This window comes from Rhodococcus sp. JS3073 (assembly GCF_026810085.1).
Lineage (GTDB): Bacteria > Actinomycetota > Actinomycetes > Mycobacteriales > Mycobacteriaceae > Rhodococcus_F > Rhodococcus_F wratislaviensis.
This window is the reverse complement of record NZ_CP113952.1, coordinates 437,911-464,400: the sequence shown is the minus strand read 5'-3', so window position 1 is coordinate 464,400 and position 26,490 is coordinate 437,911. Positions and strand designations below refer to the sequence as shown.

The 26,490-nt window shown below is 64.1% G+C and carries 20 protein-coding genes and 2 pseudogenes; 13 read left to right on the top strand and 9 right to left on the bottom strand.

The window, feature by feature from the left end; translation table 11 throughout:
* Nucleotides 1–335: 335 nt before the first annotated feature.
* Both pgi and tal read right to left on the bottom strand, forming a co-directional pair.
* Nucleotides 336–1,982 carry a glucose-6-phosphate isomerase gene (pgi, locus tag OYT95_RS40080; protein WP_128642694.1) on the bottom strand — a complete coding sequence of 549 codons (1,647 nt, stop codon included), beginning with the start codon at nt 1,980–1,982 and terminating at the stop codon, nt 336–338.
* 4 nt (nt 1,983–1,986) lie between these two features.
* Entirely contained in the window at nt 1,987–3,264 is a 1,278-nt protein-coding gene (gene tal, locus OYT95_RS40075) for a transaldolase (protein WP_128642695.1), read from the bottom strand.
* Between the two features lie 283 nt (nt 3,265–3,547).
* Here tal and OYT95_RS40070 point away from each other — a divergent pair, with 283 nt between their 5' ends.
* From OYT95_RS40070 to OYT95_RS40035, 8 genes and pseudogenes are all read left to right on the top strand, one after another.
* On the top strand, nt 3,548–5,014 hold the full coding sequence (locus OYT95_RS40070) for an aldehyde dehydrogenase family protein (RefSeq protein ID WP_268793091.1): 1,467 nt from the start codon (nt 3,548–3,550) through the stop codon (nt 5,012–5,014).
* An 82-nt stretch (nt 5,015–5,096) separates the two neighbouring features.
* Entirely contained in the window at nt 5,097–6,527 is a 1,431-nt protein-coding gene (locus OYT95_RS40065) for an aldehyde dehydrogenase family protein (RefSeq protein WP_268793090.1), read from the top strand.
* A gap of 55 nt (nt 6,528–6,582) precedes the next feature.
* The gene (gene gnd, locus OYT95_RS40060; RefSeq protein WP_268748139.1) at nt 6,583–7,533 is read left to right on the top strand and encodes a phosphogluconate dehydrogenase (NAD(+)-dependent, decarboxylating); all 951 of its coding nucleotides are present in this window, start codon (nt 6,583–6,585) and stop codon (nt 7,531–7,533) included.
* Nucleotides 7,530–8,531, top strand: coding sequence for a class II fructose-bisphosphatase (gene glpX / locus OYT95_RS40055; RefSeq protein WP_128642699.1), 1,002 nt, complete (start codon nt 7,530–7,532; stop codon nt 8,529–8,531). The genes gnd and glpX overlap by 4 nt, the downstream gene beginning before the upstream one ends.
* 38 nt (nt 8,532–8,569) lie before the next feature.
* Nucleotides 8,570–9,583, top strand: a complete 1,014-nt coding sequence (fgd, locus tag OYT95_RS40050; protein ID WP_128642700.1) for a glucose-6-phosphate dehydrogenase (coenzyme-F420) — start codon at nt 8,570–8,572, stop codon at nt 9,581–9,583.
* Between the two features lie 259 nt (nt 9,584–9,842).
* Nucleotides 9,843–10,692, top strand: a pseudogene (locus OYT95_RS40045) (3-hydroxybutyryl-CoA dehydrogenase).
* 100 nt (nt 10,693–10,792) lie between these two features.
* Entirely contained in the window at nt 10,793–12,943 is a 2,151-nt protein-coding gene (tkt, locus tag OYT95_RS40040) for a transketolase (RefSeq protein ID WP_268793089.1), read from the top strand.
* Between the two features lie 996 nt (nt 12,944–13,939).
* A complete protein-coding gene (locus OYT95_RS40035; protein WP_235214831.1) occupies nt 13,940–14,155 on the top strand; it encodes a hypothetical protein in 216 nt (71 codons plus the stop codon).
* A gap of 161 nt (nt 14,156–14,316) precedes the next feature.
* Here OYT95_RS40035 and OYT95_RS44895 read toward each other — a convergent pair.
* The 4 genes and pseudogenes from OYT95_RS44895 to OYT95_RS40020 form a co-directional block, all read right to left on the bottom strand.
* Nucleotides 14,317–14,418 (bottom strand): annotated as a pseudogene (locus tag OYT95_RS44895) (DUF2510 domain-containing protein); the annotation flags it as partial.
* 290 nt (nt 14,419–14,708) lie between these two features.
* Entirely contained in the window at nt 14,709–16,034 is a 1,326-nt protein-coding gene (locus tag OYT95_RS40030; protein ID WP_442972611.1) for a VWA domain-containing protein, read from the bottom strand.
* Between the two features lie 390 nt (nt 16,035–16,424).
* A complete protein-coding gene (locus OYT95_RS40025) occupies nt 16,425–17,084 on the bottom strand; it encodes a hypothetical protein (RefSeq protein ID WP_200887867.1) in 660 nt (219 codons plus the stop codon).
* A 315-nt stretch (nt 17,085–17,399) separates the two neighbouring features.
* Nucleotides 17,400–18,701 (bottom strand): VWA domain-containing protein, encoded by a 1,302-nt coding sequence (locus OYT95_RS40020; RefSeq protein WP_128642703.1) that lies wholly within the window; start codon nt 18,699–18,701, stop codon nt 17,400–17,402.
* 379 nt (nt 18,702–19,080) lie between these two features.
* Here OYT95_RS40020 and OYT95_RS40015 point away from each other — a divergent pair, with 379 nt between their 5' ends.
* From OYT95_RS40015 to OYT95_RS39995, 5 genes are all read left to right on the top strand, one after another.
* A complete protein-coding gene (locus tag OYT95_RS40015; RefSeq protein WP_268793087.1) occupies nt 19,081–19,656 on the top strand; it encodes a TerD family protein in 576 nt (191 codons plus the stop codon).
* 139 nt (nt 19,657–19,795) lie between these two features.
* On the top strand, nt 19,796–20,929 hold the full coding sequence (locus OYT95_RS40010; RefSeq protein WP_268793278.1) for a DUF475 domain-containing protein: 1,134 nt from the start codon (nt 19,796–19,798) through the stop codon (nt 20,927–20,929).
* Nucleotides 20,930–20,956: 27 nt separating this feature from the next.
* Nucleotides 20,957–21,634, top strand: a complete 678-nt coding sequence (locus OYT95_RS40005; protein ID WP_268793086.1) for a TerD family protein — start codon at nt 20,957–20,959, stop codon at nt 21,632–21,634.
* 87 nt (nt 21,635–21,721) lie between these two features.
* Nucleotides 21,722–22,354, top strand: a complete 633-nt coding sequence (locus tag OYT95_RS40000) for a TerD family protein (protein ID WP_128642706.1) — start codon at nt 21,722–21,724, stop codon at nt 22,352–22,354.
* Between the two features lie 9 nt (nt 22,355–22,363).
* The gene (locus OYT95_RS39995) at nt 22,364–23,428 is read left to right on the top strand and encodes a DUF4236 domain-containing protein (RefSeq protein WP_128642707.1); all 1,065 of its coding nucleotides are present in this window, start codon (nt 22,364–22,366) and stop codon (nt 23,426–23,428) included.
* 201 nt (nt 23,429–23,629) lie between these two features.
* Here OYT95_RS39995 and OYT95_RS39990 read toward each other — a convergent pair whose 3' ends face one another.
* The 3 genes from OYT95_RS39990 to OYT95_RS39980 are packed head-to-tail and all read right to left on the bottom strand — an operon-like array spanning nt 23,630 to nt 26,461.
* Nucleotides 23,630–24,232 (bottom strand): hypothetical protein, encoded by a 603-nt coding sequence (locus OYT95_RS39990; RefSeq protein WP_128642708.1) that lies wholly within the window; start codon nt 24,230–24,232, stop codon nt 23,630–23,632.
* Between the two features lie 31 nt (nt 24,233–24,263).
* Nucleotides 24,264–25,421: a TRAFAC clade GTPase domain-containing protein gene (locus tag OYT95_RS39985; RefSeq protein ID WP_128642709.1), complete on the bottom strand. Its 1,158-nt coding sequence runs from the start codon at nt 25,419–25,421 to the stop codon at nt 24,264–24,266.
* Nucleotides 25,418–26,461, bottom strand: a complete 1,044-nt coding sequence (locus tag OYT95_RS39980; RefSeq protein ID WP_128642710.1) for a hypothetical protein — start codon at nt 26,459–26,461, stop codon at nt 25,418–25,420. Before OYT95_RS39980 ends, OYT95_RS39985 begins: the two co-directional genes overlap by 4 nt.
* Nucleotides 26,462–26,490: the final 29 nt, after the last annotated feature.

Sequence of the window (26,490 nt, the reverse complement as noted above, 5' to 3'; positions counted from 1 at the left end):
GGTTTCCGACGGCATCCACAATGGTGGCCGGGCAGACTGAGCGCGGTTGGCTCGTGCTGGATCTTCGGGTGATTCCCGCGACGACCACCGGGATTGCTCGCCGGTGTGAAACGTTTCCACTTTGGAGATCTAATCTGGCATTTTACCTGTTGCAATGCCGACTGGATTCGTTTCTAATCTACAAGAGCGGTTATGGAGCGTCAAGTGTTCTGGAGGATTCTCGCGTGCCTGTCGCGGACGCCATCGTCAGGCCCGGGACCTGCACATACCGCACCGTGGACAGCCCTGTTCCCTCGGCGCACGGCGGCAACCTTTCGGTCTCCACCGGTCCGTGACTACACTCGCCGGGCCGCGGCCTTCCGGTACAGCGAGACCAGGGAGTTGGTCGATTCATCGTGACCGAGCGTGGGCGGCTCGTCCTGAGAGAGCTCGTCGACGATGCGGTGGGCGAGTACTTTGCCCAGCTCCACACCCCATTGATCGAACGAGTTGATCCCCCACAGAACCCCCTGGGTGAACACCTTGTGCTCGTACAGAGCCACCAGCTGACCGAGCACGAACGGGTCCAGCCTGCCCGCCAGCAGCGTGTTCGTCGGTCTGTTCCCCGCGAAACTTCGGTGCGCGACGAGGTCGGCCCGCACCCCGCCAGCCGCCACTTCCTCCGCGCTGCGACCGAAGGCGAGCGCCTCGGTCTGAGCGAAGAAGTTCGCCATCAATAGATCGTGGTGTTCGTCAGGACCGTCGACGGGACGAAGAAAGCCGATGAAGTCGCAGGGGACGAGATGGGTGCCCTGGTGCAGCAGCTGATAAAAGGCATGCTGGCCGTTCGTGCCGGGTTCGCCCCACACGACCGGGCCGGTACGGACCCGGACCGGCCGTCCCTCGGTGTCCACCGATTTGCCGTTGCTCTCCATGTCGAGCTGCTGCAAGTACGCCGGAAAGCGTGCGAGGTACTTGCTGTACGGCAGGACGGCATGAGTCTGAGCGTCGTGAAAATTGTTGTACCAGAGTCCGATCAGTGCGAGGAGCACCGGCATGTTGCGGGCGAACGGCGCCTCGCGGAAATGAGTGTCCATCGCACGGAAGCCGTCGGTCATCAAGGCGAAGTTCTCCGGCCCGATCGCGATCATCAACGACAGTCCGACCGCCGACTCGACGGAGTACCTACCGCCGACCCAGTCCCAGAAGCCGAACATGTTCTCGGTATCGATCCCGAAGCGACGCACCTGTTCCGCGTTGGTGGAGACGGCGACGAAGTGCCTGCGGACCGCATCCTCGTTGCCGAGCGCGTCCACCAGGAGCCGGCGCGCGGTGCGCGCATTGGTCAGTGTCTCGACAGTGGTGAACGTCTTGGACACGACGACGTACAGGGTTTCGCTCTGGTCGAGATCCTGGACCGCCGACACGATGTCCGAGCCGTCGACATTGGAGACGAAACGGACGTTCAGTCCTGGATCCGAGTAGGCCGACAACGCCTCGGCGGCCATCACGGGGCCGAGATCCGACCCGCCGATCCCGATGTTCACCACGTTCTTGATGGCCTTACCCGTGTATCCCAGCCACGCTCCCGACCGGATCCGGGTCGCGAAGGCCGCCATGTCGTCGAGTACCTGGTGCACCCCCGGGACGACGTCACCTCCGTCGATCACCATTCGCTCACCGCGTGCGGAGCGCAATGCCACGTGTGCCACGGCGCGATCTTCGGTCGTATTGATTCGTTTCCCCGCGAACATCGCCTCGATCCGCCGGTCCACCCCGGCGGCGTAGGCGAGGTCGACCAACGCGCCGATCACCTCGTCGTCGACGAGGTTCTTCGAGTAATCGAGTAGCAGTCCGTCGACACAGAGGGTGAACTCGGCAGCGCGACCGGGATTTTCGGTGAAGAGTCGGCGAAGCGATACTCCGTTGAGGCGTGCTCGTTGTTTCTCGAGCGCGGCCCACTGCGGCCGCTGATCGACCGGGGTCTGAAGGAATTCCATCATCGCCTCACACTTCTCGAGCCTGGACCGCCGTGACAGGGAACGGCGGTGGTTTCTGTGCTGTGTTACGGGACCGGTCGATCTGCGCGCGGGCGTCGTCGAGAAGCAACGCGACGGTCGAGGTGAGTTCGTTCCAGGCGACCTCGAACTTCTGCAGTCCCTCCGCTTCGAGTGCACGGACGACGTCGTCGTAATCGACTCCGGCGAGCGTGAGCTTGTCGAGGACCGTGCGTGAGGTGTCGTATGCTCCGGAGATGCTGTCGCCGTCCACGACCCCGTGCTCGGCCACCGCGTGCAGCGTCTCCTCCGGCATCGTGTTCACTGTTCGGGCGGCGATCAACTCGGTGACGTACCGGGTGTCGAAGTACGCGGGGTTCTTGACACCGGTGGATGCCCACAGGAGGCGCTGCGGGTGGGCGCCGTCGGCCTCGAGCGCGCGCCATCGAGGAGTGCGCAGCATCGTCTCGAACTTCTCGTAGGCGAGCCTGGCGTTTGCTATCGCTGCTGCCCCGCGCAGGTAGTCGCGAGTGTCCTCGCCGAGGCGGCGGTCTACTTCAGTGTCTACGCGGGAGATGAAAAATGATGCCACCGACTGGATGTGGGACAGGTCGTGGCCGTTCGCGCGGGCCTGCTCGAGACCGGCCATGAACGCGTCCTGGACGCCTTCGTAACGTTCGAGAGAGAAGATCAGCGTCACGTTGACGCCGATGCCGGCCGCGAGCGTCTGTGTGATGGCGGGAAGGCACTCGGCCGTCGCCGGAATCTTGATCAGGACGTTGCGGCGGCCGATCGATCGAAAGAGGTCGCGGGCCTCGGCGACGGTGCCCGGCACGTTGCGCGACAGGTAGGGGTCCACCTCGATCGAGACATATCCGTCGGCACCGCCGGATCGTTCGTATGTCTCCTGCAGAATCTCGCAGGCCCAGCGAACGTCGGTGGTGGTCAACGCTCGTACGGCCTCGGCGGCATTCGCCCCCGCGACCGCCAGGTCGACGATCTGCTCACCGTAGGCGGCCTCACCCGACCGCAGGGCGTTCTCGAAGATCGACGGGTTGGTGGTCACGCCGGAAACGGACCGGTTCCGCACGAGTGCGTCCAGGCTCCCCGACGCCAGACGGTGACGAGACAGATCGTCGAGCCACACGGCAACGCCGGCGGCGGACAGCCGCTGGAGCGGGCCGGACGCGGCCGGGGATTCCGCGGGGTTGTGCTCCTCCCACGCCGGCCCTTCGTCGGTGTCGAGGTACTCGTGGGGGCGAACAGTGCGCCCTCGATCGTTTCTCATTCGAAGTCTCCTTGACCGTTCCGGCATGGGCACTTATTGTCATGTAAACGTTTCTACTCGGGAGGTCATCCCATCACATGCCGTATGCCCCTGACAACCTCATGACCCACGATTCCCCGAGCGCCTCGGCCGGCCTGATCGCCGCGATGACGCTCCGGCTCGGACACCCCGGCGGGATTCCCGGACGCGACACACATACTCCGATGCCGTCGCGCTCCATCACTGCAGGTGAAAGAACCGAAATCCCACGTTCGACTCCTTCAATGCCCCAGGTCAGGTGACCATGTCCAACACCGCTGCGTCTGCAACGCTCCTCGACGAGGCCGCGACACTCTTCATCGATGGCGAGTGGTGCACCTCGGAACAGACATTTAAACGATTCGAGCCGTACGAGACAGATCGCCTGTCGGGCTCCTTCGCGTCGGCGACTCCCGCTCACGTCCACCGCGCCTACGACGCGGCCGAGAAGGCCCAGCCGAGATGGGCGGCCACATCTGCCGTCCAACGCGCCGACGTCCTGCGCCGAGCAGCCGACCTGCTCGAGGCTAGAGTCGAGACGGCCGCTCGCCGGCTCACCGCCGACATGGGCAAGGCCATCCGCGACGCCCGCGGCGAGGTGCTGCGCAGCGCTGCGATCCTGCGCTACTACGCCGGCGATCTGCTGCAGCCCTCGGGCGAGACCTACCCGAGCGCAGACCCCGAGACCGTTCTGCTCACCGTCGAGCAACCCCTCGGGATCGTCTGCGCCATCACGCCGTGGAACTTTCCGTTCGCGATTCCGACGTGGAAAATCGCTCCCGCAGTCGCATTCGGCAACTCCGTGGTGTGGAAGCCGGCCGAAGTGGCCTCCGGCAGCGCGGTGTTGCTCACCGAAATTTTCGCCGAGGCGGGTCTGCCGACCGGTGTGCTCAATCTGGTCACCGGCAAAGGCCGTTCCCTGTCCGGTTCGTTGACCGGGGACCACCGCTTGGCGGCGTTGACCTTCACCGGATCCAACGGTGTCGGTGTCCGCCTCCGTGAGGCGGTCGCAGACCGCAACGTCAAGGTGCAACTCGAACTCGGCGGCAAGAACCCCGCCATCGTGCTGGCGGACGCCGACCTCGAGGACGCGGCCGTGCAGGTGGTTCGCGGAGCCATGCTGGCCGCCGGACAGCGGTGCACGGCCACCAGCCGCGTGTATGTTCAGCGCCAGGTGGCCACGGAATTTCGCGAACTGCTGCTCGCCCAGGTCAACCGACTGGTGGTGGGCAACCCGTACGACGAGGCCACCGACATCGGGCCAATGTCCTCACCGGAGCAACGCGACACCGTGGTCGAGTACCTTCGGCTCGCGCACGAGGAGGGTGCGGACATCCTTCTCGGTGGCAAGGCAGACGATGAGGGCTGCTTCCTCGAACCGACGGTGCTGACCGGTGTGTCCCCGTCCAGCCGACTCGTGCGGGAGGAAATCTTCGGCCCGGTGCTCGTCCTGACCGAGGTCGAGGATTTCGACGAAGCGCTGGCCGCGGCGAACGACACGGTGTTCGGCCTGTCGGCCTCGCTGTTCACATCGAACATCTCCAAAGCCATGCAGTTCGTGCGCCGGATCAATTCCGGCCTGGTGCATGTCAATCGGGAGACGGCGAGTGTGGAGCCGCACGTCCCGTTCGGCGGAGTCAAGGCCTCGAGCAGCATGAATCGTGAGCAGGGAAAGGCTGCCCGCACGTTCTTCACCACCACCAAAACGGTCTATCTCAGATCGCCGAACTGACGGGGGCGATCGCACATCTTCGAGATCAATCGCTTGGCCCCAGCACTTTTCAGAACCACCAACGCTTCGACGGAGGAAAATAATGGACCACACTCAGAAGTTCTACATCGGCGGCACCTGGGTAGACCCGATCGGCTCGAAGACGCTCGAGGTGATCAACCCGGCGACGGAAAAGCCGATCGCCACGATCGCGATGGGCAACGAACAGGACGTTGACCTCGCAGTCACCGCCGCACGCACGGCGTTCGACAGTTTCGCCTCGACCACCCCGGCCGAGCGTATCGCATTGCTGGAGAGAATCATCGAGGTATACAAGCGGCGTATGAAGGACCTCGCGGCCGCCGTCACCAGCGAGATGGGAGCGCCCACCGGCCTCGCGGAGGCCGCTCAGGCACCGGCAGGCCTCGGGCACTTCATGGCGACGCTCGACGCCCTCGAGAACTTCACGTTCGAGGAAAAGATCGACACTACGACCGTGGTGCGCGAGCCGGTCGGCGTCTGCGCCTTCATCACCCCATGGAACTGGCCGCTCAACCAGATCGTCGCGAAGGTGGCACCCGCCCTCGCCGCCGGATGCACGATGGTGCTCAAACCGTCGGAGATCGCGCCCCTGAACGCAATCATCTTCGCCGAGATCCTGGACGAAGCCGGGGTTCCCGCAGGCGTCTTCAACCTCGTCAATGGTGACGGCCTGACCGTGGGAAAGGCACTGTCCGCGCACCCCGAAGTCGACATGGTCTCGTTCACGGGGTCGACTCGGGCCGGCGTCGAGGTCGCCAAGAACGCGGCACCGACGGTCAAGCGCGTCGCCCAGGAACTCGGCGGCAAGTCGGCGAACATCGTGCTCGACGACGCCGACTTCGAAGACGTCATCACCCGCGACGTCACCGGAATGGTGGTCAACTCGGGCCAGTCCTGCAACGCCGGATCCCGCATCCTCATCCCCGCGGATCGCATGGACGAGGCTGTGGAGATCGCAAAGAAGGCCGCGGCCACCATCGTCGTCGGAGCTCCGGATGCGGAGGGCACGACCGTCGGTCCCGTGGTGTCGCAGGCACAGTTCGACAAGATCCAGGGACTCATCCAGAAGGGCATCGACGAGGGCGGCACGCTCGTTGTCGGTGGCACCGGCCGCCCGGACGGGCTGCAGGAGGGTTACTTCGTCAAGCCCACCGTCTTCGCCGACGTCACCAATGACATGACGATCGCGCAGGAGGAGATCTTCGGGCCGGTGATGATGTTCATCGGCTACGAAGACGACGACGACGCGGTGCGCATCGCCAACGACACGCAATACGGGCTCGCCGGCATGGTGTCTTCCGGAAACCCCGAACGTGCTCGGAAGGTCGCTCGGCGGATGCGGACCGGAATGGTGCACCTCAACGGTGCCCCGCTGGCCGCCAATGCACCGTTCGGTGGATACAAGCAGTCCGGCAATGGCCGTGAATTCGGCAAGTTCGGTTTGGAGGACTTCCTCGAGGTGAAGGCCATCTTCGGGGACACCCAGAACTGACACACCCACGGGGGGTCGAGCACGCGTGCCCACGGGGCTCGGCCTCCCCCACCGGTTGTGCTCTGTCGATTCGGAAAGGCTCCACGCTATGCAGATCGGGCTTATCGGGCTGGGAAAGATGGGCTTCAACATGCGCGAACGGCTCCGCCGTTCGGGCACCGAAGTCCTCGGCTACGACCCGCACGTCAACAGCTCCGACGTCTCGTCCATCGACGCGCTCGTCGAAGCACTCCCCTCACCGCGCATCGTCTGGGTGATGGTTCCGGCGGGTGCGCCGACGCAGGAGACGATCACGCACCTGTCACAGGCGCTTTCTCCGGGCGACCTCGTCATCGAAGGAGGCAACTCCCGCTTCAGCGAGGACATCCACCACGCGAAGGCGCTCGACGCGCGAGGGATCGGGTACATCGACTGCGGTGTGTCCGGTGGAATCTGGGGTCTCGAGAACGGCTACGCGTTGATGGTGGGCGGATCCGAGGAACACGTCGACAGGGCGATGCCGTTCTTCGACGCCCTCCGCCCGGAAGGCCCGCGTAGCGAAGGATTCGTACACGCGGGACCCATTGGAGCAGGCCATTATTCAAAGATGGTGCACAACGGAATCGAGTACGGCCTGATGCAGGCGTACGCGGAGGGCTTCGAGCTGCTCGAGGCCACGGAACTCGTCGAGAACGTCCCGGCAGTGATCGAGGCCTGGAGCCGTGGCACCGTGGTGCGATCGTGGCTCCTCGACCTCCTCGTGCGCGCCCTCAAAAACGATCCCGAGCTGTCCGGGATCTCCGGCTGGACCCAAGACTCCGGAGAAGGCCGGTGGACCGTCGAAGAGGCCATCCGCAATGCCGTTCCGGTACCGGTCATCTCGGCTGCACTTTTCGCCCGGTTCGCCAGCAGGCAGGAAACCTCACCGTCGATGAAGGCAGTCTCCGCCCTGCGGAATCAGTTCGGTGGACACTCCACGAGCAGCGCCGACGCTGCACACGATCAGGTGAAGGCAGCGGCCCGATGACCGTGAGCCGCCGGGAGAAGCCGGACCGCAATCTCGCCCTCGAACTGGTCCGCGTAACGGAAGCAGCCGCGATGGCAGCCGGACGCTGGGTGGGACGGGGCGACAAGATCGGCGGCGACGGCGCCGCAGTCGACGCAATCCGGCAGCTCATCAATTCCGTGACCATGCGCGGAGTCGTCGTGATCGGCGAGGGAGAGAAAGACAACGCCCCCATGCTCTACAACGGTGAGTGCGTCGGAACCGGCGACGGTCCCGAGTGCGATGTCGCGGTCGACCCGGTGGACGGCACGACGATGATGTCCAAGGGAATGTCCAATGCCATCGCCGTGCTCGCGGTGTCCGAGCGCGGAACGATGTTCGATCCGTCTGCGGTGTTCTACATGGAGAAGATCGCGGTCGGTCCCGATGCCGCCGACGTCATCGACATCACCGCGCCGGTCCACGAGAACATCCGACGGGTGGCACGAGCGAAGAAGTCGTCGGTCTCGGACGTAACAGTGGCCGTACTCGACCGGCTCCGCCACGGCGACCTCATCAATACCGTGCGAGACGCCGGAGCCAGGGTCCAACTGCTGGCGGACGGAGATGTCGCCGGCGCCATCGCGGCCGCGGATCCACGTTCGGCACCAGACATGCTGCTGGGGATCGGCGGCACCCCCGAGGGCGTGATCGCAGCAGCGGCCCTGCGATGCATGGGAGGCGCGATCCAGGGACGGCTCGCCCCCACCAACGAGGCCGAACGCCGGCGAGCGATCGACGCGGGCCACGACCTCGACCGGGTGCTTCATACCGAAGATCTCGTTTCCGGAGACAACGTGTTCTTCTGCGCGACGGGCGTCACCGACGGTGACCTCCTCCGCGGGGTCCGATACGCCGCCGGCGGAGCGTCCACCCAGTCGATCGTCATGCGATCCAAGTCCGGCACGGTCCGGATGATCGACGGACAACACAGTCTGAACAAACTCCGTGAGTACTCCGCGGTGGACTTCCACGGCTGACGACCCACTCCGTACACACAGAAAAGCAGGAAACGCACATGACCGCAGAACTCAAGCTCGGGTACAAGGCGTCGGCGGAACAATTCGGCCCGCGTGAACTGGTTGAACTCTCAGTGCTCGCCGAAAGTCATGGACTCGACAGCGCCATGGTGAGCGACCACTTCCAGCCGTGGCGGCACAAGGGTGGCCACGCCCCGTTCTCCCTGGCGTGGATGACGGCCGTCGGTGAGCGGACCACAAGGATCCAGCTCGGCACCTCGGTTCTGACACCGACATTCCGGTACAATCCCGCAGTCATCGCGCAGGCATTCGCCACGATGGGACTGCTCTATCCCGGCCGGGTGATGCTCGGGGTCGGCACCGGTGAGGCGCTCAACGAAATCGCGACCGGGTTCGAAGGCGATTGGCCCGACTTCAAGGAACGCTTTGCCCGCCTGCGCGAATCCGTGCAACTCATGCGCGAACTGTGGAAGGGCGGCCGGGTCGACTTCGAAGGTCAGTACTACCGCACTACCGGCGCCTCGATCTATGACGTACCCGTAGAAGGCATTCCGGTGTACATCGCAGCAGGCGGTCCGGTCGTCGCCCGCTACGCCGGCCGTGCGGGTGACGGATTCATCTGCACCTCCGGTAAAGGCATGGAGCTCTACAACGACAAACTGATGCCAGCCGTCACCGAGGGCGCGCAGAAAGGCGAACGGAAGGTCGAGGACATCGATCGCCTGATCGAGATCAAAATTTCCTACGACACTGATCCCGCACAAGCACTGGAGAACACCCGATTCTGGGCGCCGCTGTCCCTGACACCCGAGCAGAAACATGACATCACCGACCCGATCGAGATGGAGGCCGCCGCGGATGCGCTCCCCATCGAGCAGGTCGCGAAGCGGTGGATCGTGGGCGCCGACCCGGACGAAGTGGTCGAGGCGATCAAGCCCTACATCGACGCAGGGCTGAACCACCTGGTGTTCCACGCTCCCGGTCACGACCAGAAGCGCTTCCTCGAGTTGTTCGAACGTGACCTGGCGCCCCGGCTGCGGGGGCTCGGCTAACTCACCCAGCCCGTCACCGCACCGTCCAGCCAGACACCGCGGTGACCGTCACCGCACACGTCCAGCCATAGACAGTGCGATGACCGTCGGCGGCGCACCAGGTGTGCGGCCCTACAGAGTGACTGGAAATTCCCACCACTCACCTGGGCCGTACGTCACCACCGCCTGGTGCGCCGCTGTACGACTTCTTCACCGGCACCTACCTATGCCCCCAGAGCCGATGCAGTCGCTCGACCACCCTGACGACCAAGGAGATCACGTGAAGAGAGTGGGCGTCATCGGCGGCGGGACAATGGGGGCAGGGATAGCGGAAGTAGTTGCGCGAGCGGGCGATTCAGTGCCCATCATGGAACGCGACACCACCTCGGCCAATGCCGCAACGGACCGTATCCAGTCGTCCCTTGCCCGTGCGGTCAAGTCGGGACGACTCGACACCAACGCCTCGGCAGATATCTCCGCGAGAATCAACGTCACACTCGGTATCGAAGACTTCGCGGACCACAACCTCGTGATCGAAGCCGCTCCCGAGATCGAAGCCGTGAAGCTCGAGCTCTTCCGCACCCTCGACGACATCGTCGGCCCATCGGCAATTCTGGCAACAAATACCTCCGCCATTCCGGTCATCCGGCTCGCAAACGCCACCCGAAACCCCGGGTGGGTGATCGGCATCCACTTCTTCAACTCAGTGCCCGTCCTGCCGCTCGTCGAGATCGTCGTCAGCCTCACCACCGCAGAACACGTGGTGGTCGACCAGGTCACTACCTACGTACAAGAGCGACTGGGGAAAGGACCATCCGCTCGGGGGACCGGGCAAGTTTCGTGGTCAATGCCTGCTGATTCCGTACCCGGTCAATTCGATCAAAATGCTCGAAACCGGATTCGCCAGCCGGGAGGATATCGACGAAGGCATGACCAGTGGCTGTGCCTATCCTCTTGGACCTCTGACACTGTGCGACAGAATCGGCCTCGACGTCGTACTCGCGATCACGGAATCGCTGCACGCCGAGTTCCGGGAGCAACAACACAGTCCGCCGCCGTTGTTACAGCGCATGGTCGATGCCGGTCGTCTCGGTAAGAAGACAGGCCAAGGTTTCTACTCCTACACATAGTCCAGACCGCCCGTCGAGAAATGGGCGGCCAGAATCAGTCCCGGCACCGACAGCAGTCGAGTGCCCATATTCTCGACCCCGCAATAGGAGACTTCTGCCCGTGTCGATCACAGACGACATCCACGTCCTCACGCAACCGGTTCACCCCGCCGACTGGACCGAACTGGACACCAAGGCCGTCGACACCATCCGGGTGCTCGCCGCGGACGCGGTGCAGAAGGTGGGTAACGGTCACCCCGGCACGGCCATGAGCCTCGCCCCCCTCGCCTACACCCTCTTCCAGCGCGTCATGCGCCACGACCCCACCGACGCCGACTGGATCGGTCGCGACCGGTTCGTCCTTTCCTGCGGGCACTCCAGCCTCACCCTGTACATCCAGCTGTACCTCGCCGGCTACGGTCTCGAACTCGACGACCTGGAGGCGCTGCGCACGTGGGGCTCGAAGACCCCCGGCCACCCCGAACACGGCCACACCCGCGGTGTCGAGATCACCACCGGGCCGCTCGGTCAGGGCCTCGCCTCCGCCGTGGGCATGGCGATGGCCGCCCGCCGCGAACGCGGCCTCTTCGACCCTGAGCCCGCCCTCGGCGACAGCCCGTTCGACCACCACATCTACGTCATCGCCTCCGACGGCGACATCGAGGAAGGCGTCACCTCCGAGGCCTCCTCCATCGCCGGCGTCCAGCAGCTCGGCAACCTCACCCTGATCTACGACGACAACAAGATCTCCATCGAGGACGACACCGCCATCGCGCTGTCCGAGGACACCGCCGCCCGCTACGAGGCGTACGGCTGGCACGTGCAGATCGTCGAGGGCGGCGAGAACGTCGTCGCCATCGAAGAGGCCCTGAACAAGGCCCGCGAGGTCACCGACAAGCCGTCGCTGATCCTGCTCCGCACGATCATCGGTTTCCCCGCACCGACCAAGATGAACACGGGCGCGGCGCACGGCGCCGCCCTCGGCGCCGACGAGGTCGCGGCCGTGAAGAAGGCTCTCGGCTTCGATCCGGACAAGACGTTCGAGGTCGCCGACGAGGTCATCGCCCACACCCGCAAGGTCGTCGAACACAAGGAATGGCAGGCCCAGTACGACGAGTGGACGCAGCGCGCCCCCGAGGGCAAGAAGCTCCTCGACCGTCTGATCGGCCGCGACCTTCCCGCCGGCTGGGCCGACGTCCTCCCCACCTGGGAGCCCGATCCCAAGGGCGTCGCGACCCGCAAGGCGTCCGCCGCCGTTCTCAACGCCGTCGGACCGGTGCTCCCCGAACTGTGGGGCGGCTCCGCCGACCTCGCCGAGAGCAACAACACCACCATCAAGGGCGCCGACTCGTTCGGCCCCGAAGCCATCTCCACCCGGATGTGGACGGCCCAGCCCTACGGCCGCACCCTGCACTTCGGGGTCCGCGAACACGCCATGGGCTCGATCCTCAACGGCATCGCGCTGCACGGACCGACCCGCCCGTACGGCGGCACCTTCCTCGTCTTCAGCGACTACATGCGTCCCGCCGTGCGGCTCGCCGCGATCATGAAGACCCCGGTCACCTACGTGTGGACGCACGACTCCATCGGACTCGGCGAGGACGGGCCCACCCACCAGCCGATCGAGCACCTCGCCGCGCTGCGCGCGATCCCCGGCCTGTACGTCGTGCGGCCCGGCGACGCCAACGAGACCGCCCACGCCTGGCGCGCCGTCCTCGAGAAGGGCGCCGACGAGGCCACCCGCGCTCCCGCCGGCCTCGCCCTGACCCGCCAGGACCTCCCCGTCCTCGAGGGCACCAGCTACGAGGGTGTCTCCCGCGGCGGCTACGTCCTCGCCGACGCCTCCACCGGGGCACCGGAGGTCGTGCTCATCGGCACCGGATCCGAACTGCAGCTCGCCGTCGCCGCCCGCGAGACCCTCGAGGCCGACGGCATCCCCACCCGGGTCGTGTCCATGCCCTGCGTCGAATGGTTCGACGCCCAGGACCAGGCCTACCGCGACGGCGTCCTCCCCCCGACGGTCAAGGCGCGGGTCTCCGTCGAAGCCGGCATCTCCATGCCCTGGTACCGCTTCGTCGGCGACGCGGGCGAAATCGTCTCCATCGAGCACTTCGGCGCCTCCGCCGACTACAAGACCCTGTTCCGCGAGTTCGGTTTCACCGCTGAAGCCGTCACCGCCGCCGCACAGCGCTCACTCGCACATGCCAAGCGCTCTCGGCACTCTCCGCCTCCGCTGACGAGCAATTCTACCCCAGCTACCAGAGCGAACTGACTACGCACACAATGCCAAGCCGTACACGAACCGGCAGTCCGTATGCCCCGGAGTCAGCCCGCCCTCGTACCACACGCAAATCCCTTTCAGTTCTGGTCCGCTCCGCCGTGAATGTGAATAACAAGCATTTCCGTTACTCGGCGTACCCCAAAGCGATGCCTGCAGTGCCGGTATCCCCTGGGCCCTTTCGATTTCGGGGATGGCCGCGGGAGTTGCGGCAAGGGCCGCCGATATCGTCGACAGGTACCTCATCGGTTCGTCAAGGAGATGAAGATGTCCAAGGACCTACCCGCGGGAGCGTTCAACAGTACATCGTCGCATGCGGTCCCCGATGGCGATGCAGATTCACTCGTACCGCAGGCTGCAGCCGAATCTGCTACGCCGGCTGCGGGCGCTGCGAAACACCCGCAGTTCTCCACCGGTTGGAGCCCGAACTGCTGCGACAGGTGAAAATCGAAGTAGCCACCCGTGGAACGACGTTACAGACAGCGACGGCCGAAGCATTCCTGCTATGGCTGCCCTCCAAGTAGGCCCGTATCCTGCATGGAGCGTTGCGAAACCGTGTGCGCGCCGCGTCCAGGCTGAGTGTCCTCAACTGGCGCGGATTTTCTTTCGAATCGCGGGCCTGCCCGGCTCCTCATTACCCGGAATAGCCCCGAGCACCCGTTCGCTTGCCAACTCGTACAAATTCATTCCGTGTCTTGGTCGTCGGATGACAACGATGCTGCGTTATGTCACCAGTGCGACTTCGCTGACGCCAAACCCGCATCACTTGCGCCGAGGAACAACAACACAATCGACACAAGATCGACCTGCGGCGTCACAACGTCGTGGGACTATGACGCTGCGCTTCTCGGCTAGTTGGCTGATTGCCAACGGTTCCTGCCGTCCTTTGCGGGTGCACAGACCATCGGTTTACCAGTCTTGGAGACGCCAGTTCCCCCGGAACAGAACGAACCTGGATGAACTACTTCGGGACCCGATGCGGCGGGCGGGGTGTACGCCGGCGCTGGAGGCGGTACATACGCCGGAGTCGTCACGACCGGTGGTGGCACGTATGCCGGGGTTGTGGTGGTCGCGGGGATGGAGGCGGGCACGAGCGGCGCTACGGGTACTGATGACGAGGCCACGGCGGCTGTTGACGTCGTGGTGGTTGTCTTCGTAGTCATAGTCGTGGTCGTGGTTGTGGCGGCCGCTGCGGTCGTCGTCTGAACGACGCTTGCGGGCGCTGGTTGCGCCTGTCCGTTGTTCAGGGCGCCGATGGCGACGACGCCGACGACAGCGGCACCGGCAACCCAGGGCCACTTCTTCCGTCTGCCCCCGCCGTTCCCGGGCGTCGTGACAGGGAGAACAGTGGTCGCGTCCGGATCGGGTACGCGTGGCTGGGTGTGGTTGGTCCACTGCGTGCCGTCCCAATAGCGCACCGAATTGTGCGGGTCTTCGGGGTCGGGTTGCCAAGACGCGGGGGTTGTCATGCGTGCATTCATAGCAGACGAATCGGACACGGCTGAACCCACTCCAGCGAGCGTCATTTGAGCGAATGACACCGCGCACCTACATATTTAGCCCAGGTCGCAGCGTTTCTGTCGTTCCGGACATAGGCATTCTGCGGCGATACGGGTGATTGAACGTTGGATGTGTCGAGATCGTGCTCAGCGATCAGATGCTCGACCGTCGGACAGCGCGATCGGTACGTCGGAGTCAGTCTCGTCGGTTGTTCGGCCACTGTGGCCGTCGAACGACACCTACAGGGATCGGCAGAGGCTTACTGGCGCAGGATTCCGGCTCTCCGCGTGTCGTTGATCCACGATGGGAACTCCGAAAGGAGGCTGTCATAGAGGTCGGCGTCCGGCAGCTTGTCGATGTCGCGTACGGCAAAGAATCCGGTGTTGTCGACTCGCCTGCCTTTCATCGTGTCGAAGCGCTCGAGGACCCCGAACTTCGCCGAACCAAGTCCGACGAACTGCCAGAAGATCGGCTCCCCGACTGCTTCACGCAGTTCCTTTTCGATTTCGTTGTTCCGATATACACCGCCGTCGGAGAAGAAGAGCACAAGCGTCGGTGACGGGACTGGCGCCGACCGGACGTATGCCCGAACTTGGCCGATGACCTTCTGTTCTTCGTTCTGAATCCCAATGGTCCGCATATCGACCTGGCCGGTCTGTCCCTTGGGCGCCCTTCCCAGCAGCCGTGTCTGACCGACCCGCACGTGCAAGGAGGTCCATTCCGGTAGCTCGTCGATCCGCAGATCCGGAAGCCGCGCGCTGTTCGACGCGAATGTGAACGCCTGCATCTCCCCGTCGTCGTCCAGTTGAGCCGCCACCGCGGCCATCCGCTCGACTACCCGACCTACCACACCCTTCTGATACAAACGCGACATCGAACCCGACGCATCTAGAACGAGAATCACTCGTGCGCGGATTGCCGAAGCACCGCGCTTCTCGAGCGACACAGCTACGTGCCGCTTGCGTAGATCGAGACGCTTCTGCATGTCGATCGGCAACCGCGCCCCCACCTGTATTGGCTCTATCGGCGGCGCGAGCGACGGAGCGGGCGGCAGGGCCGCCGAGGGCGTTTCGTCGACCGTGATGCCGAAGTCGGTACATAGACCGAGAAGCCCCGACGCGTAGCCCTGTCCGACTGCGCGGAACTTCCAGGCCCCAGCTCGCCGATAGATCTCACCGCACAGCATGGCAGTTTCGGTTGATGCGTCTGCCACGGGGAAATGTGCAATGACGTGCCCTGCCCAATCCATCAATTCGAGTAGTAGACCAGTGACATGCCCAAATGTGCCGCCGTCCGATGACGCAGCAAGCACGATCCGCTCGACGTCGGGTTCGACTCGACTAAGGTCTACCGTCATGGTGTCCGTTGCTCGGCCACCGTCCTGTCGCTTTCCCGCCAGAGTCACCGCACCCGAGGTGTGATTTGGTTGGTTGTAGAAGACGAAGTCGTCATCGCAGCGTACTTTCCCGTCAACGGTCAGCAGCAACGCCGATACGTCAACGTCCAGGGCACCCTGCTGGAATGACCAACTCAACCGCAGATATACGAGCGTGTCGTTGAGCGTGGTGTTCGAGCCCTTGATCATGCGCAGCGAAGTCACGGCCATATCCTGCCATCAAACCCGGCCGCGAATGTGTCCACATTGCAGCCCCCCGGACGGCGACCCCTAGGCCGAACCCTCCCACTCCATCATGTCATTCACGTGAATGACACACGTGCACAGAAGCACTCGACTTTCATTCGCGACGGTACCGATCCACGAACTTGTTGACGAGGCGGCGGGTCGCCCCGCCGGAAGGTGCAGGGGGTGGTCGGCTGCGCGTCCGATGCCGAGTCCTCTAAACTTCGTCGGATCGGCGTCCGCCTTCGGACGACCAAGGCAAACTGCATCGTGCGTCCAGCTCCCGCCCAGGGGTCCAGCCGACGCAATTGCGGTTTGATCAGTTGACGCCGGTGGAGCCAAGAGCCGGCACCCTTATGGCCGCAGTTGCCAGACGAGGCTTCCTGCGTTTCGACCATTTTGGGCGGGGTTGCAGTACAGCGTTCGCCCCTGGGAGTCGGCCGTTTCGGCATTGGCGTCGAGGCAGTTGTCGCCTGGATCGACGGGAAAATGCGGGTCGGTGGCGACAAGCCCCTCGGTTGACGACCAGACGTAGGCGTCTGTGAACTGGACGCGGACGCAGTGGACGGTGGTTCCGTCGTCGAGGATGCCGGTGGCACCTTTCGACGAGCAGTAGTCACCCACATTGATTACCGCCGCTGCGGATTCGGTGGCAGCCAACTCGGGCGCAGTGCCCGACTGCGGCGTTGATGCCGGAGCGAGTGTCCAGGTGCCGCAGCCTTCGGATTCGAAGTACTGATCGCTGGGCTTGACGATGACGATGATTTTCGGGGAATCGGTGAAGCCATTGGCGATGATGTCGTCGATCTCACCGCTTGAGCCGCTCAGTCGCGCCCAGTAGCAGCCGTACTCGTCGGCTTGCCCGTTGCCGACGTAGGTGCCTGGGGCGATATCGGCACCGACGACCTGTGTGCCGTCGCCGAAGGTAGTTGCCGGTTCCGCGTCGGCTACCGCGGTGCCGATTCCGATGATTGCGAGAGCAATTGCAGCGGTGCACGAAACCCTGCGAAACATGTACTTGGTCTACCTTTACTCACCGTTTGCGGACAGTTGTTGAATGGAAAAGTATCAGGGTTCGATCCTGTCCGCTCGCGCGGATGAGGATTAGCCAATCCCATGCACGCGAGTGCCCCGGAGGCGTCCGCCTTCTATCATTCACGTAAATGACAGAACCGGAACGCCGTCATCCCTCCTCCGCCTGGGTTTTCAAAGTCCCGATTGAAGGCCCATGAACAATGGTGTCGTAGTGGCGGGGTTCCGTCACGAAAACTCAGCTGGGGTGTCCGCCGGGCCTTCCACACACTTGTGGCCAGTGGTTAGTGCGGGATGTCAGGCCACGATGCCGGCTCTGCGCGCGGCGCGGAGCCATTCGGGGAATTCGCTCAGCAGCCGGCGATACAGCTCTGCGTCAGTGATCTTCGAGATGTCGTCGACGCTAAAGAAACCGGCGTTGTCGACAACCCGCCCTTTCAGGGTGTCGAGTTTTTCCAGAATCCCGTAGTCGGCGTGGCCAATTCCGACGAACTGCCAGAACGCGGGAAGGGCGGCGGCCCGCTTCATCAGTGCGGTGATCGGACCCTTCTTGTGGAATCCGCCATCGGTGAAGAACAGCACCAACGTCGGCATGGTTGACCCGGGTACGAGCGAAGACATGATCTCTTTCATGATCGGCAGCTCGTCGTTGTAACCGCCGATCTCTGCGTAGTCGATCCCGCCGTGGGTGCCGTGGAGATGCAAATACGTCGCTGACCAGCTGTCGACCTCGTGGACGGCGATGTCGGGTAGGCGCGCGAAGCTGGCACCATAGAGGTACGGTTCGAGTTTGCCGTCGTCGTCGACCTGCACAGCGACCGGGACCATCCGCTCGACAACCTGGTTGATGCGCTTGCTTCGGTACTCGGCTTGCATGCTTCCGGTCTTGTCAATGACGAGCACCACGCGGGCACGCACCCCGGAGGCGCCCTTGTCGAGCAGAACCTTCGCGACCTCACGTTTGCGCAGGTCCAGCTTCTGCCGTTTGTCGAGCGAGAGCTTCGCCTCGTCGGCCACCGTTCGGACGACGAGTGGATCCGGCTGGTTCGACTGTTGGGCCTGCGGTGTGACCTGTGGGTGTGCTTGTGTCGTTGGCCCATCCGAGATCTCGACGCCATGGTGGTTGACGAGGGCATGCAGGCCGGTGTCCCAGCCGGCGGATACGTTCCGGACCTTCCAGGTGTTGTTGCGGCGGTATACCTCAAGCAGGATCGCCGCTCGCTCCGTGGTCAAACCGAGGGCTCGCGCGGTGACACGTTGACCGGTCGACTGCTCGACGGTGACGCCGAGGTTCGCTACTGCCGACAGGCTGCCCGCGGCGTTCTCGTCGAGCGCCACCGCGATCGACAGTTTCACGATGTTGGCGGGGACAGCGCGAAGGTCGATGGTGATGCGGTCGGCCGCGACCAGCCGCACTGCGCCCTCCGGCGATGACGGCTGGTTGAAGAAGATGAAGTCGTCGTCGGAGCGTACCCGCTGATCAGCGCCGAGTTGGAAGGCCAACAAATCGATGGTGCCGCCCTGTTGGACGCCGGAGATGGACAGCGTCACGGATCCGCCGTCCAGGGTCGTGTTTTCACCGCGGGCAAGCTCTGACATGAGATCCGGCCGGATGGCCGATTCCTTTCTGCTGGGACCAGGGAGCACGGTCTAATGGAGGTCTAACTACGGTGTGGCGGGCGCGGATGGAAGCGACTTCATGAGGTGGGAAATCACTGTTGGTAACGCTTCGTCATCTGCAAGATATACAGACAACGTGAATGTGTTCTGGTAGCACTGAACCTAGCCCAATCGAGCCAGAAATCTACTCGTCTGGGTAAGTCCGGCAACCGATCACGCGCTGATATTACGTGCTCGGCTACCAGACGGTGACCTCCTCTCGCATGTCCGAATCCTCACGATCTATGGTGAGCGAGCTCGAACACTCGAGCGGGGTCGCCAATTGAAGCGCACCCCATCCATGCGTGAAAGGATCCCCATGGGCGTCACTCTTGCCAAAGGCGGCAACGTATCCCTCGACAAGCAGGCGCCGAACCTGTCCGCCGTAGCGGTGGGACTCGGCTGGGATGCGCGGTCCACCACCGGCGCCGACTTCGACCTGGACGCGAGCGCACTCGCAACCGGTGACAACAAGAAGGTTCTGTCGGACGACCACTTCGTGTTCTATAACAACCTGCGTTCGCCCGACGGCTCGATCGAGCACACCGGCGACAACCTCACCGGCGACGGGGACGGTGACGACGAGGTCATCAACGTCGACCTGCAGGCCGTACCTCCGAACGTCACCAACATCTTCTTCCCCGTCTCCATCCACGATGCGGTCACGCGGGGACAGAACTTCGGTCAGGTCACCAACGCCTACATCCGCGTCGTCGACCGCGCCACCGGCAGCGAACTGGTGCGCTACGACCTGTCCGAGGATGCCTCCAGCGAGACCGCGATGACCTTCGGTGAGCTCTACCGGCACAACGGTGAGTGGAAGTTCCGCGCCATCGGCCAGGGCTACGCGTCCGGACTGGCCGGCATCGCCCGCGACTACGGCGTCAACGTCTGAGGATCGTCCCTCGTACGGGCACAGCCACCTCACTACCCAATCCACTGCCGGCGGGCTCACGTGCCTGACGTGAGCCCGCCCCCAGCACTTTTCCCTGCAGTAGCCACCCTGCATGCCCACTAGAGAAAGGCCACGCTTCGTGGTTCTGCGAATATTCGGCTGGTCCTTCGCGGTCACGATCGCTTCGTTGATCGTCGCCGCCATCTACGGAGGCCCCCAGGCCGTCCTCCTCGTGGTGATCCTCTCGATCCTCGAGATCTCGCTGTCCTTCGACAACGCCGTCATCAACGCCACCGTGCTGCGCCGCATGAGCGAGTTCTGGCAGAAGATCTTCCTCACCGTCGGCATCGTCATCGCGGTGTTCGGCATGCGCCTGGTCTTCCCCCTCGTCATCGTGTGGCTCGCGTCCGGCCTCGGCCCCGTCGCCGCCCTCGACCTGGCCCTCAACCCGCCTGCCGACGGCGCCGCGTACTTCCCCGACGGCAGCGCCAGCTACGAAACCCTGCTCACCGACGCGCACCCGCAGATCGCGGCGTTCGGCGGCATGTTCCTGCTGATGCTGTTCCTCGGCTTCATCCTGGAAGAGCGCGAGATCACCTGGCTGTCCTGGCTGGAGAAGCCCCTCGCCCGCGCCGGCAAGCTCGACCAGCTGGCCGTCATCATCGCCGGCGCCCTGCTGCTGATCACCGCCGCGTACATCGCCCCCGAGGACACGGTCTCCACGGTGATGATCGCCGGCGTCCTCGGCATGGTCACCTACATCGCCGTCAACGGTCTCGGTGAACTGTTCAACACCGAAGAGGGTGACGAGGACTCCGAGACCACCAAATCTTCAGGACCCACCCAACTCGCGAAGGCCACCGGTAAGGCCGGGTTCTTCCTGTTCCTCTACCTCGAGGTCCTCGACGCGTCGTTCTCCTTCGACGGTGTGATCGGCGCGTTCGCGATCACGTCCGACCCGATCATCATCGCCCTCGGCCTCGGCTTCGTCGGCGCGATGTTCGTCCGTTCCATCACGGTGTTCCTCGTCCGCAAGGGCACCCTGTCGGACTACGTGTACCTCGAGCACGGCGCCCACTGGGCCATCGGCGCACTGGCCGTGATCCTGCTGGTGTCCATCGGCTACCACGTCAACGAGAACGTCACCGGACTCGTCGGCGTCGCCCTCATCGGTGCCGCCTTCATCTCCAGCATCCTCCGCAACCGCCGGAACCCCGAACCGATCTCCGTTGACGACCACGACGACCAGGCCGAATCGGTCCCCGTCGGCTGACCCTGACCCCGAGATCAAGGAACCACCATGGCGATCGACTACACCAGACCCTCCACCGGGGCACCACAGGGCGGTGTCAACCTGAGCAAGGTGACGCTGTCAAAAGCCGCTCCCACCGTCAGCCTCGCCAAGGCAGGCGAGCAGCAGGGCGCGATGCGGGTCAACCTAAACTGGTCCACGGGTGCACCGCAGCCGAAGAAGGGCTTCTTCGCCAAGTTGGCGGCCGCGGCCGCACCGGCGGGCGGAGTCGATCTCGACCTCGGCTGCCTGTACGAACTCGCGGACGGCTCGAAAGGTGTTGTCCAGGCGCTGGGTAATAGCTTCGGCGCCCTGAACACTCACCCGTTCATCCAGCTCGACGGCGACGACCGCACCGGCACCAACGTCGGCGGCGAGAACATGCAGATCAACCTCGCTCGTCCGGAAATGTTCCGGCGAATCCTGGTGTTCGCGATGATCTACGAAGGCGCACCGAACTGGGCGGCCGTCGACGGTGTCGTCACCCTCTACCCCACGTCTGGCCCCCAGGTTGAGGTGCGGTTGGACTCACCGAACAACAACGCACCGATCTGCGCCATCGCCTTTGTGCAGAACACCGGACGCGAAATCACCGTCACCCGCGAGGTCCGGTACATCAACGGCAGCCAAGATGAACTCGACCGCGCCTACGGGTGGGGCCTGAACTGGACTCCCGGAAGTAAATAGCGCTCCCGAACATCGCCAGAACACAGAGCGGGTGCCGTGGACAGTCACACTGCCCACGGCACCCGCTCTGCGGTTGGAGAGGAACACATGCAACTGCGCAAGGGACAGAACTGCGCACTCCCCGCGTCCAGCGCCACGGTGACCTGCCGATGGAGACCCACCCTGGATGCCGACGCCGACCTGTCCGCGCTCCTACTCACCGCGGGAAAGGTCCGCAGTGACACCGACTTCGTGTTCTACAACCAACCACGCTCCCGCGACGGCGCGATCCGCCACGACGCCAAGCGGGAAGCCGGCGGTTTGGTCGAAGACCGGATCAGCATCGACCTGCACGCCTGCGATTCCCAGGTGGACAGCATCGCCCTTGCACTCAGCCTCGACGCCGAACCCCCACGCAGTCTCGCCGTTCTCGGCATAGTCACGATCGGCATCCACGACAACGGCGGAGGCGAGCTCGCCACGTTCAGCATCGACGACCTCACCTCCGAAACAGCCGCCCTCACAGTCGAGCTCTACCGCCGCGACCGTGCCTGGAAGATCCGCGCAATCGGGCAGGGCTATCATGACGGGCTCGCCGGCCTCGCCCGCGACTTCGGAGTCGCCGTCGACGAACCTGACCCCGAACCGCGCACTCCCCCGCCCACCCCCCACCCCACCCATCCCGGCCCACCCCCGATCGACTGGACCAATCCGCCGGTCCCCGCCGGATACGAACTGTAGGACGAGACCATGGGATTTCGCATCCGCAAGAGCATCCAGATCGTGCCCGGAGTTCGGATGAATGTCAGCCGCAGCGGGATTGGCTACTCGGTCGGTGGGAAAGGTGTCCGCGTCACCAAGCATGCCAACGGCCGGGTGAGCCGAACGGTGTCGATCCCCGGCACCGGGATCTCCCACCAGCAGACGCTGCGTCGATCGACCTCGACACAGCGACCCCGAGCCGCACAACCATCGTCGACCAGAACCGTTCATCCCGCATCCGCACCCCTACCCCCGCCGACGTCGCCCCCGAAGCCCGCAAAACCCGGGTTGCTCGCACCAGCGTGGGAAAAGGATCTCTTCGCGCTTCTACAATCGCGCCAACCGAACGACTTCATTGCGGTCGCCCGCAAACACGGCCGATCCACCCCACACGCTCGGCTGCTCGCCGCAATCCTCGAGGGACTGCTGCATGTCGAGCTGGGCCGCGGCAACCCGCAGGCCCAAGAACGGGCACGCTTCCTCCTGGGCTGGTCCGCCGCGCAAGACGCGACCCGGCCGCTCCTCGACTTCGTCCTCGAGTATCTCCCCGATCGGACATGGCCGGTCGAGATCATGCCCGCCGTCACCGCAAAGCTGCGGATCGTCGACGATGTCGTGCTCCTCGCGGTCGCCGAACTTCACCAGTCTGCCGGCGATCTTCCCGCTGCAATCTGGAGCGCCGAACAGGCCCGCCCGACCACCCACGCAGCGCTGTCCCTCGCTGATCTCTACAGCGACGCCGGCCGGCACCAAGACGTCATCGAACTGACCAACGACGTCACCAATGCCGACGACACCACCGCCCTGCTCTTGGGACTCCGCGGCCGCGCCTTCGCCCAACTCGGCTTCAACGACGCCGCCCGGGAGGTCTTCAAGGAGGCCTTGCGGGTGCGTAGTCGCAGCGCGGCGATCCGACATCGCGTTCTCCTCGAACGCGCCCAAGTCGACCTTACGCAGAACCGAAAAGCGGCAGCCCGCAAAAGCATCGAAAAGGTTCTCGCCGAGGACCCCTCCTATCCGGGTCTACCGGAGGCACTCACGGCCCTGAACTGAAGGGCAACGCCGCAGTTCTGGGGTGCTGCGAATCGCGCACAGCTGATGCCGATACACGGATTCTCCGTCACGACCTCGCCGGGGAGGAGCCCGACCATCAGAACGTACTCGAACTCGGTTGAGGGTACTTCCTACTCACCACGGCGACGGTTTCGCGCACAGTACGTCACCAGCGACGAACTGGGCGCCCTAGTTATAACCTCACTGATGTGCGGGCACGATCCTGCGCTGCGCCTCGGCGTACTCGCAGTAGCGGCGAGATGTGGGAACCCAGAGCGCCGCTACCGCCACGATTCCGCTGAGTTCCGTCACCACCACGATGGGGCCGCCCAGCAGACCGAACAATGAGATGACCGCAAGGACAGTGCCCGCAATTCGAGGCCAGAGCCGACCTTTGAACACGGCAACCGAGAAGACTACGTAGGTGGCGGCGAAGACCACTGACAGCCCGACGACAACCCACATCAATCCGGTCGCTGTCCCGTCGACATAACCACCCCCGAGCTCGGCTGCCCGACCGGTCGTGTCGACCGCGAGAAGCCTGTTCGCTCTTCGCTGGGCACCGAGAATCGACAGGACTTCGACCACACCGGACACCACGCTGAGCACGGCCGCCACCAATAGGGCACCGAACGCGAGGTATATCGACGGTGGCTTCGCTACCTTCGGCGCGGGCGTGGTCACCGCCGATGCAATCGAATGAAGGAACGGGTTGGCGGTGGGATGAAACGTCCCATTGGTCGCCGTCTCGGACGATCCACCCGCAGTTCCCCCGAGGAACCACGGGTCGTCAGGTTGATTCACTGTCAGATCTCCTCTCTGGAATCGCCCGCCCTTAGAGGACCCCGTGCTCGGAGAGCACCCATCGGACCGGATCCAGGCACCGGAACGGCGAGATGCCGTTCTGGTGCAGTCTTTCGCCTACCGGCGACGCTCCGAGGGCAGAGACGGCGAAGAACCTGTTCCGGTACTGCTGGCCGGTGACCGGGTTCTCCATCGACTGCAGCATCGGACCCGCGTCCAATTTCTGCAGTAGGCTCCGCACCTCCTCGTGCAGGAGCTGGCCGTCCTCGTCTGCGTACGGAGCCTGCTCCAGGCTCGGATCGCGGGAGAACGCCGCACCTACATTGGACATGATCTGACTCCACTGCCCACCCTGGACTTCCTCCAGAGCTTGGAGTGCGTCGAACTTCGACAGCACCACGGCAACACGAGGGGTTCCGTATCCCAACATGTTCATCACAGTGCGCAGCACAACCTTCGGATCGCCCCCGCGGTTCACTTGCACCGGAACCAGGTCGCGAAGCTGATCACCGATCTCTTCGACACGAAGCGGATCGAACAGGAACAGAATGGCATCGGCGACCTGAAAGAACTGCCAAGAATGGCCGTCCGTGTTGCCCGACTCCAAGTCCTCGCCTGCCACATCTCGGATCACGAGGAACCGACGAACCTCATTCCAAACCCCGAGGCTGAAGATCAGTGGCTCACGCTGATACGAATCTCCCGTGCTCGACGACGGTGTCGACACAAGGATGCCGCGCTCCTCGAACAGAGGGTTTTCGTAGTTCTTCCGGTAGTTGTAGTCCGTTTCAGGGGTTGCAGGCTCGACGGCTCGGTTCATTCGTTCGGCCAGAAGCTGCAACTGCTTGATCATCACCGCGATGTAGACAGTCTTACCGGTCGCGCGTGCACCGGCCATCGCGATGCAGGTCGCTTGCCCCCACCTCCAATGAGGCGGAAGGACGTAATGACAGATGGGGCAGATCTCCACCGCGGCGCCGCCCAGCTGCGTCTCTGGGTAGTTCGGCGGCGGTGTCCAGTCCGGCGCAGCGTCCGCGGGCTTTTGAAGCTCACAGGTCTTGCCGGCAACCACCGGAGACCCCGTGAACGCCGTCGCACGTTCATCCGGTTCGGTTCGCTGTGGTGCGGCCTCCGTCCACGCGAACCATTCGTGGGTGAGATTGTTGAAACACCGTGGGCACTTGGTCATGACACGGTTCCCGACAGACATCCGTTGTTGTGCACCAGTGGCCGCAGAACCGCCTCGACGATCTGGTCGACGATTTCCGGGTCTCCGAGCAGAAACTCGGACGTGTCGACGCCGTTCGGCGACGGCGGAACCACTGCGCCGACAAAATCAGGGGAGGACAGCGCGGCACGGGAGGGGGATACGACGACGGTCACCGCGAGGGGATCATCACTCCCCCGCGAAGCCCTGGAGGCCGAATCAGTGATGGACACGGTCATTCGACGCACACCCGACCGACGCACACCCGACGCCGAGCCTTCGGTGGTGACCGAAGGGTCGAAGCCGACACCGAACTTCGACGACAGCAACGCCTCCTGGGTTCGCGTGGCCAGGTCGGTCACACCGACTGCCGGTAAACCAACACTCCGATGCCCGATCAGCGACACCTGTGGCATCTCGTCCGCGGACACCACCGACGAGATGCCGGCGACGATGTCCATGATCGCGTGAACGCTGCCGTTCCGAACAGATCCGAGCATCGAGAGACTGGTATCGATGCGCACGTCAATGCCGGTCTGACGCTCGTCGGGGACCTGGTCCACACCCAGCACGGCGCGGGCCGCGGCGCGGGCCCGAGAAGCGAGAGGTCCCAACGGCACTTCGGGATCTTCGAGCCGGGTGGTGACCGCCAACCGGTCACCGTCCGGGCCGATGGTGGCGAGCTCGAGGTAGCTGAGCCCGGACACATCCCGCGCCGTCAACTGCGCGCGATCTGGATCCGGGTCCTGCGCGCTGTCGACAGCGACGGAGACATGGATAGTTGTGCCGGTCGGGAAGGTAGATCGCCCATCGCCCGGCACCGCCACGATCAACGTTTCATGCTGCACGCGCGGCAGAATCAACAGCACTGGGCTGTGCACGATGGCGCTCGGATCAGCGTTTCCATTCATGCGGGCGGCGAGCGCAGCCGAACCTGGCTCCCCCACCACGGCCATCGACACGGCGAGTGGGCGGCGCGGGAGGTGCGCCCGGCTTTTGCCATCCAGAACGTGGGTCACCATGAGGTTGGTTCCTCTCGCTTCGCTGTCGG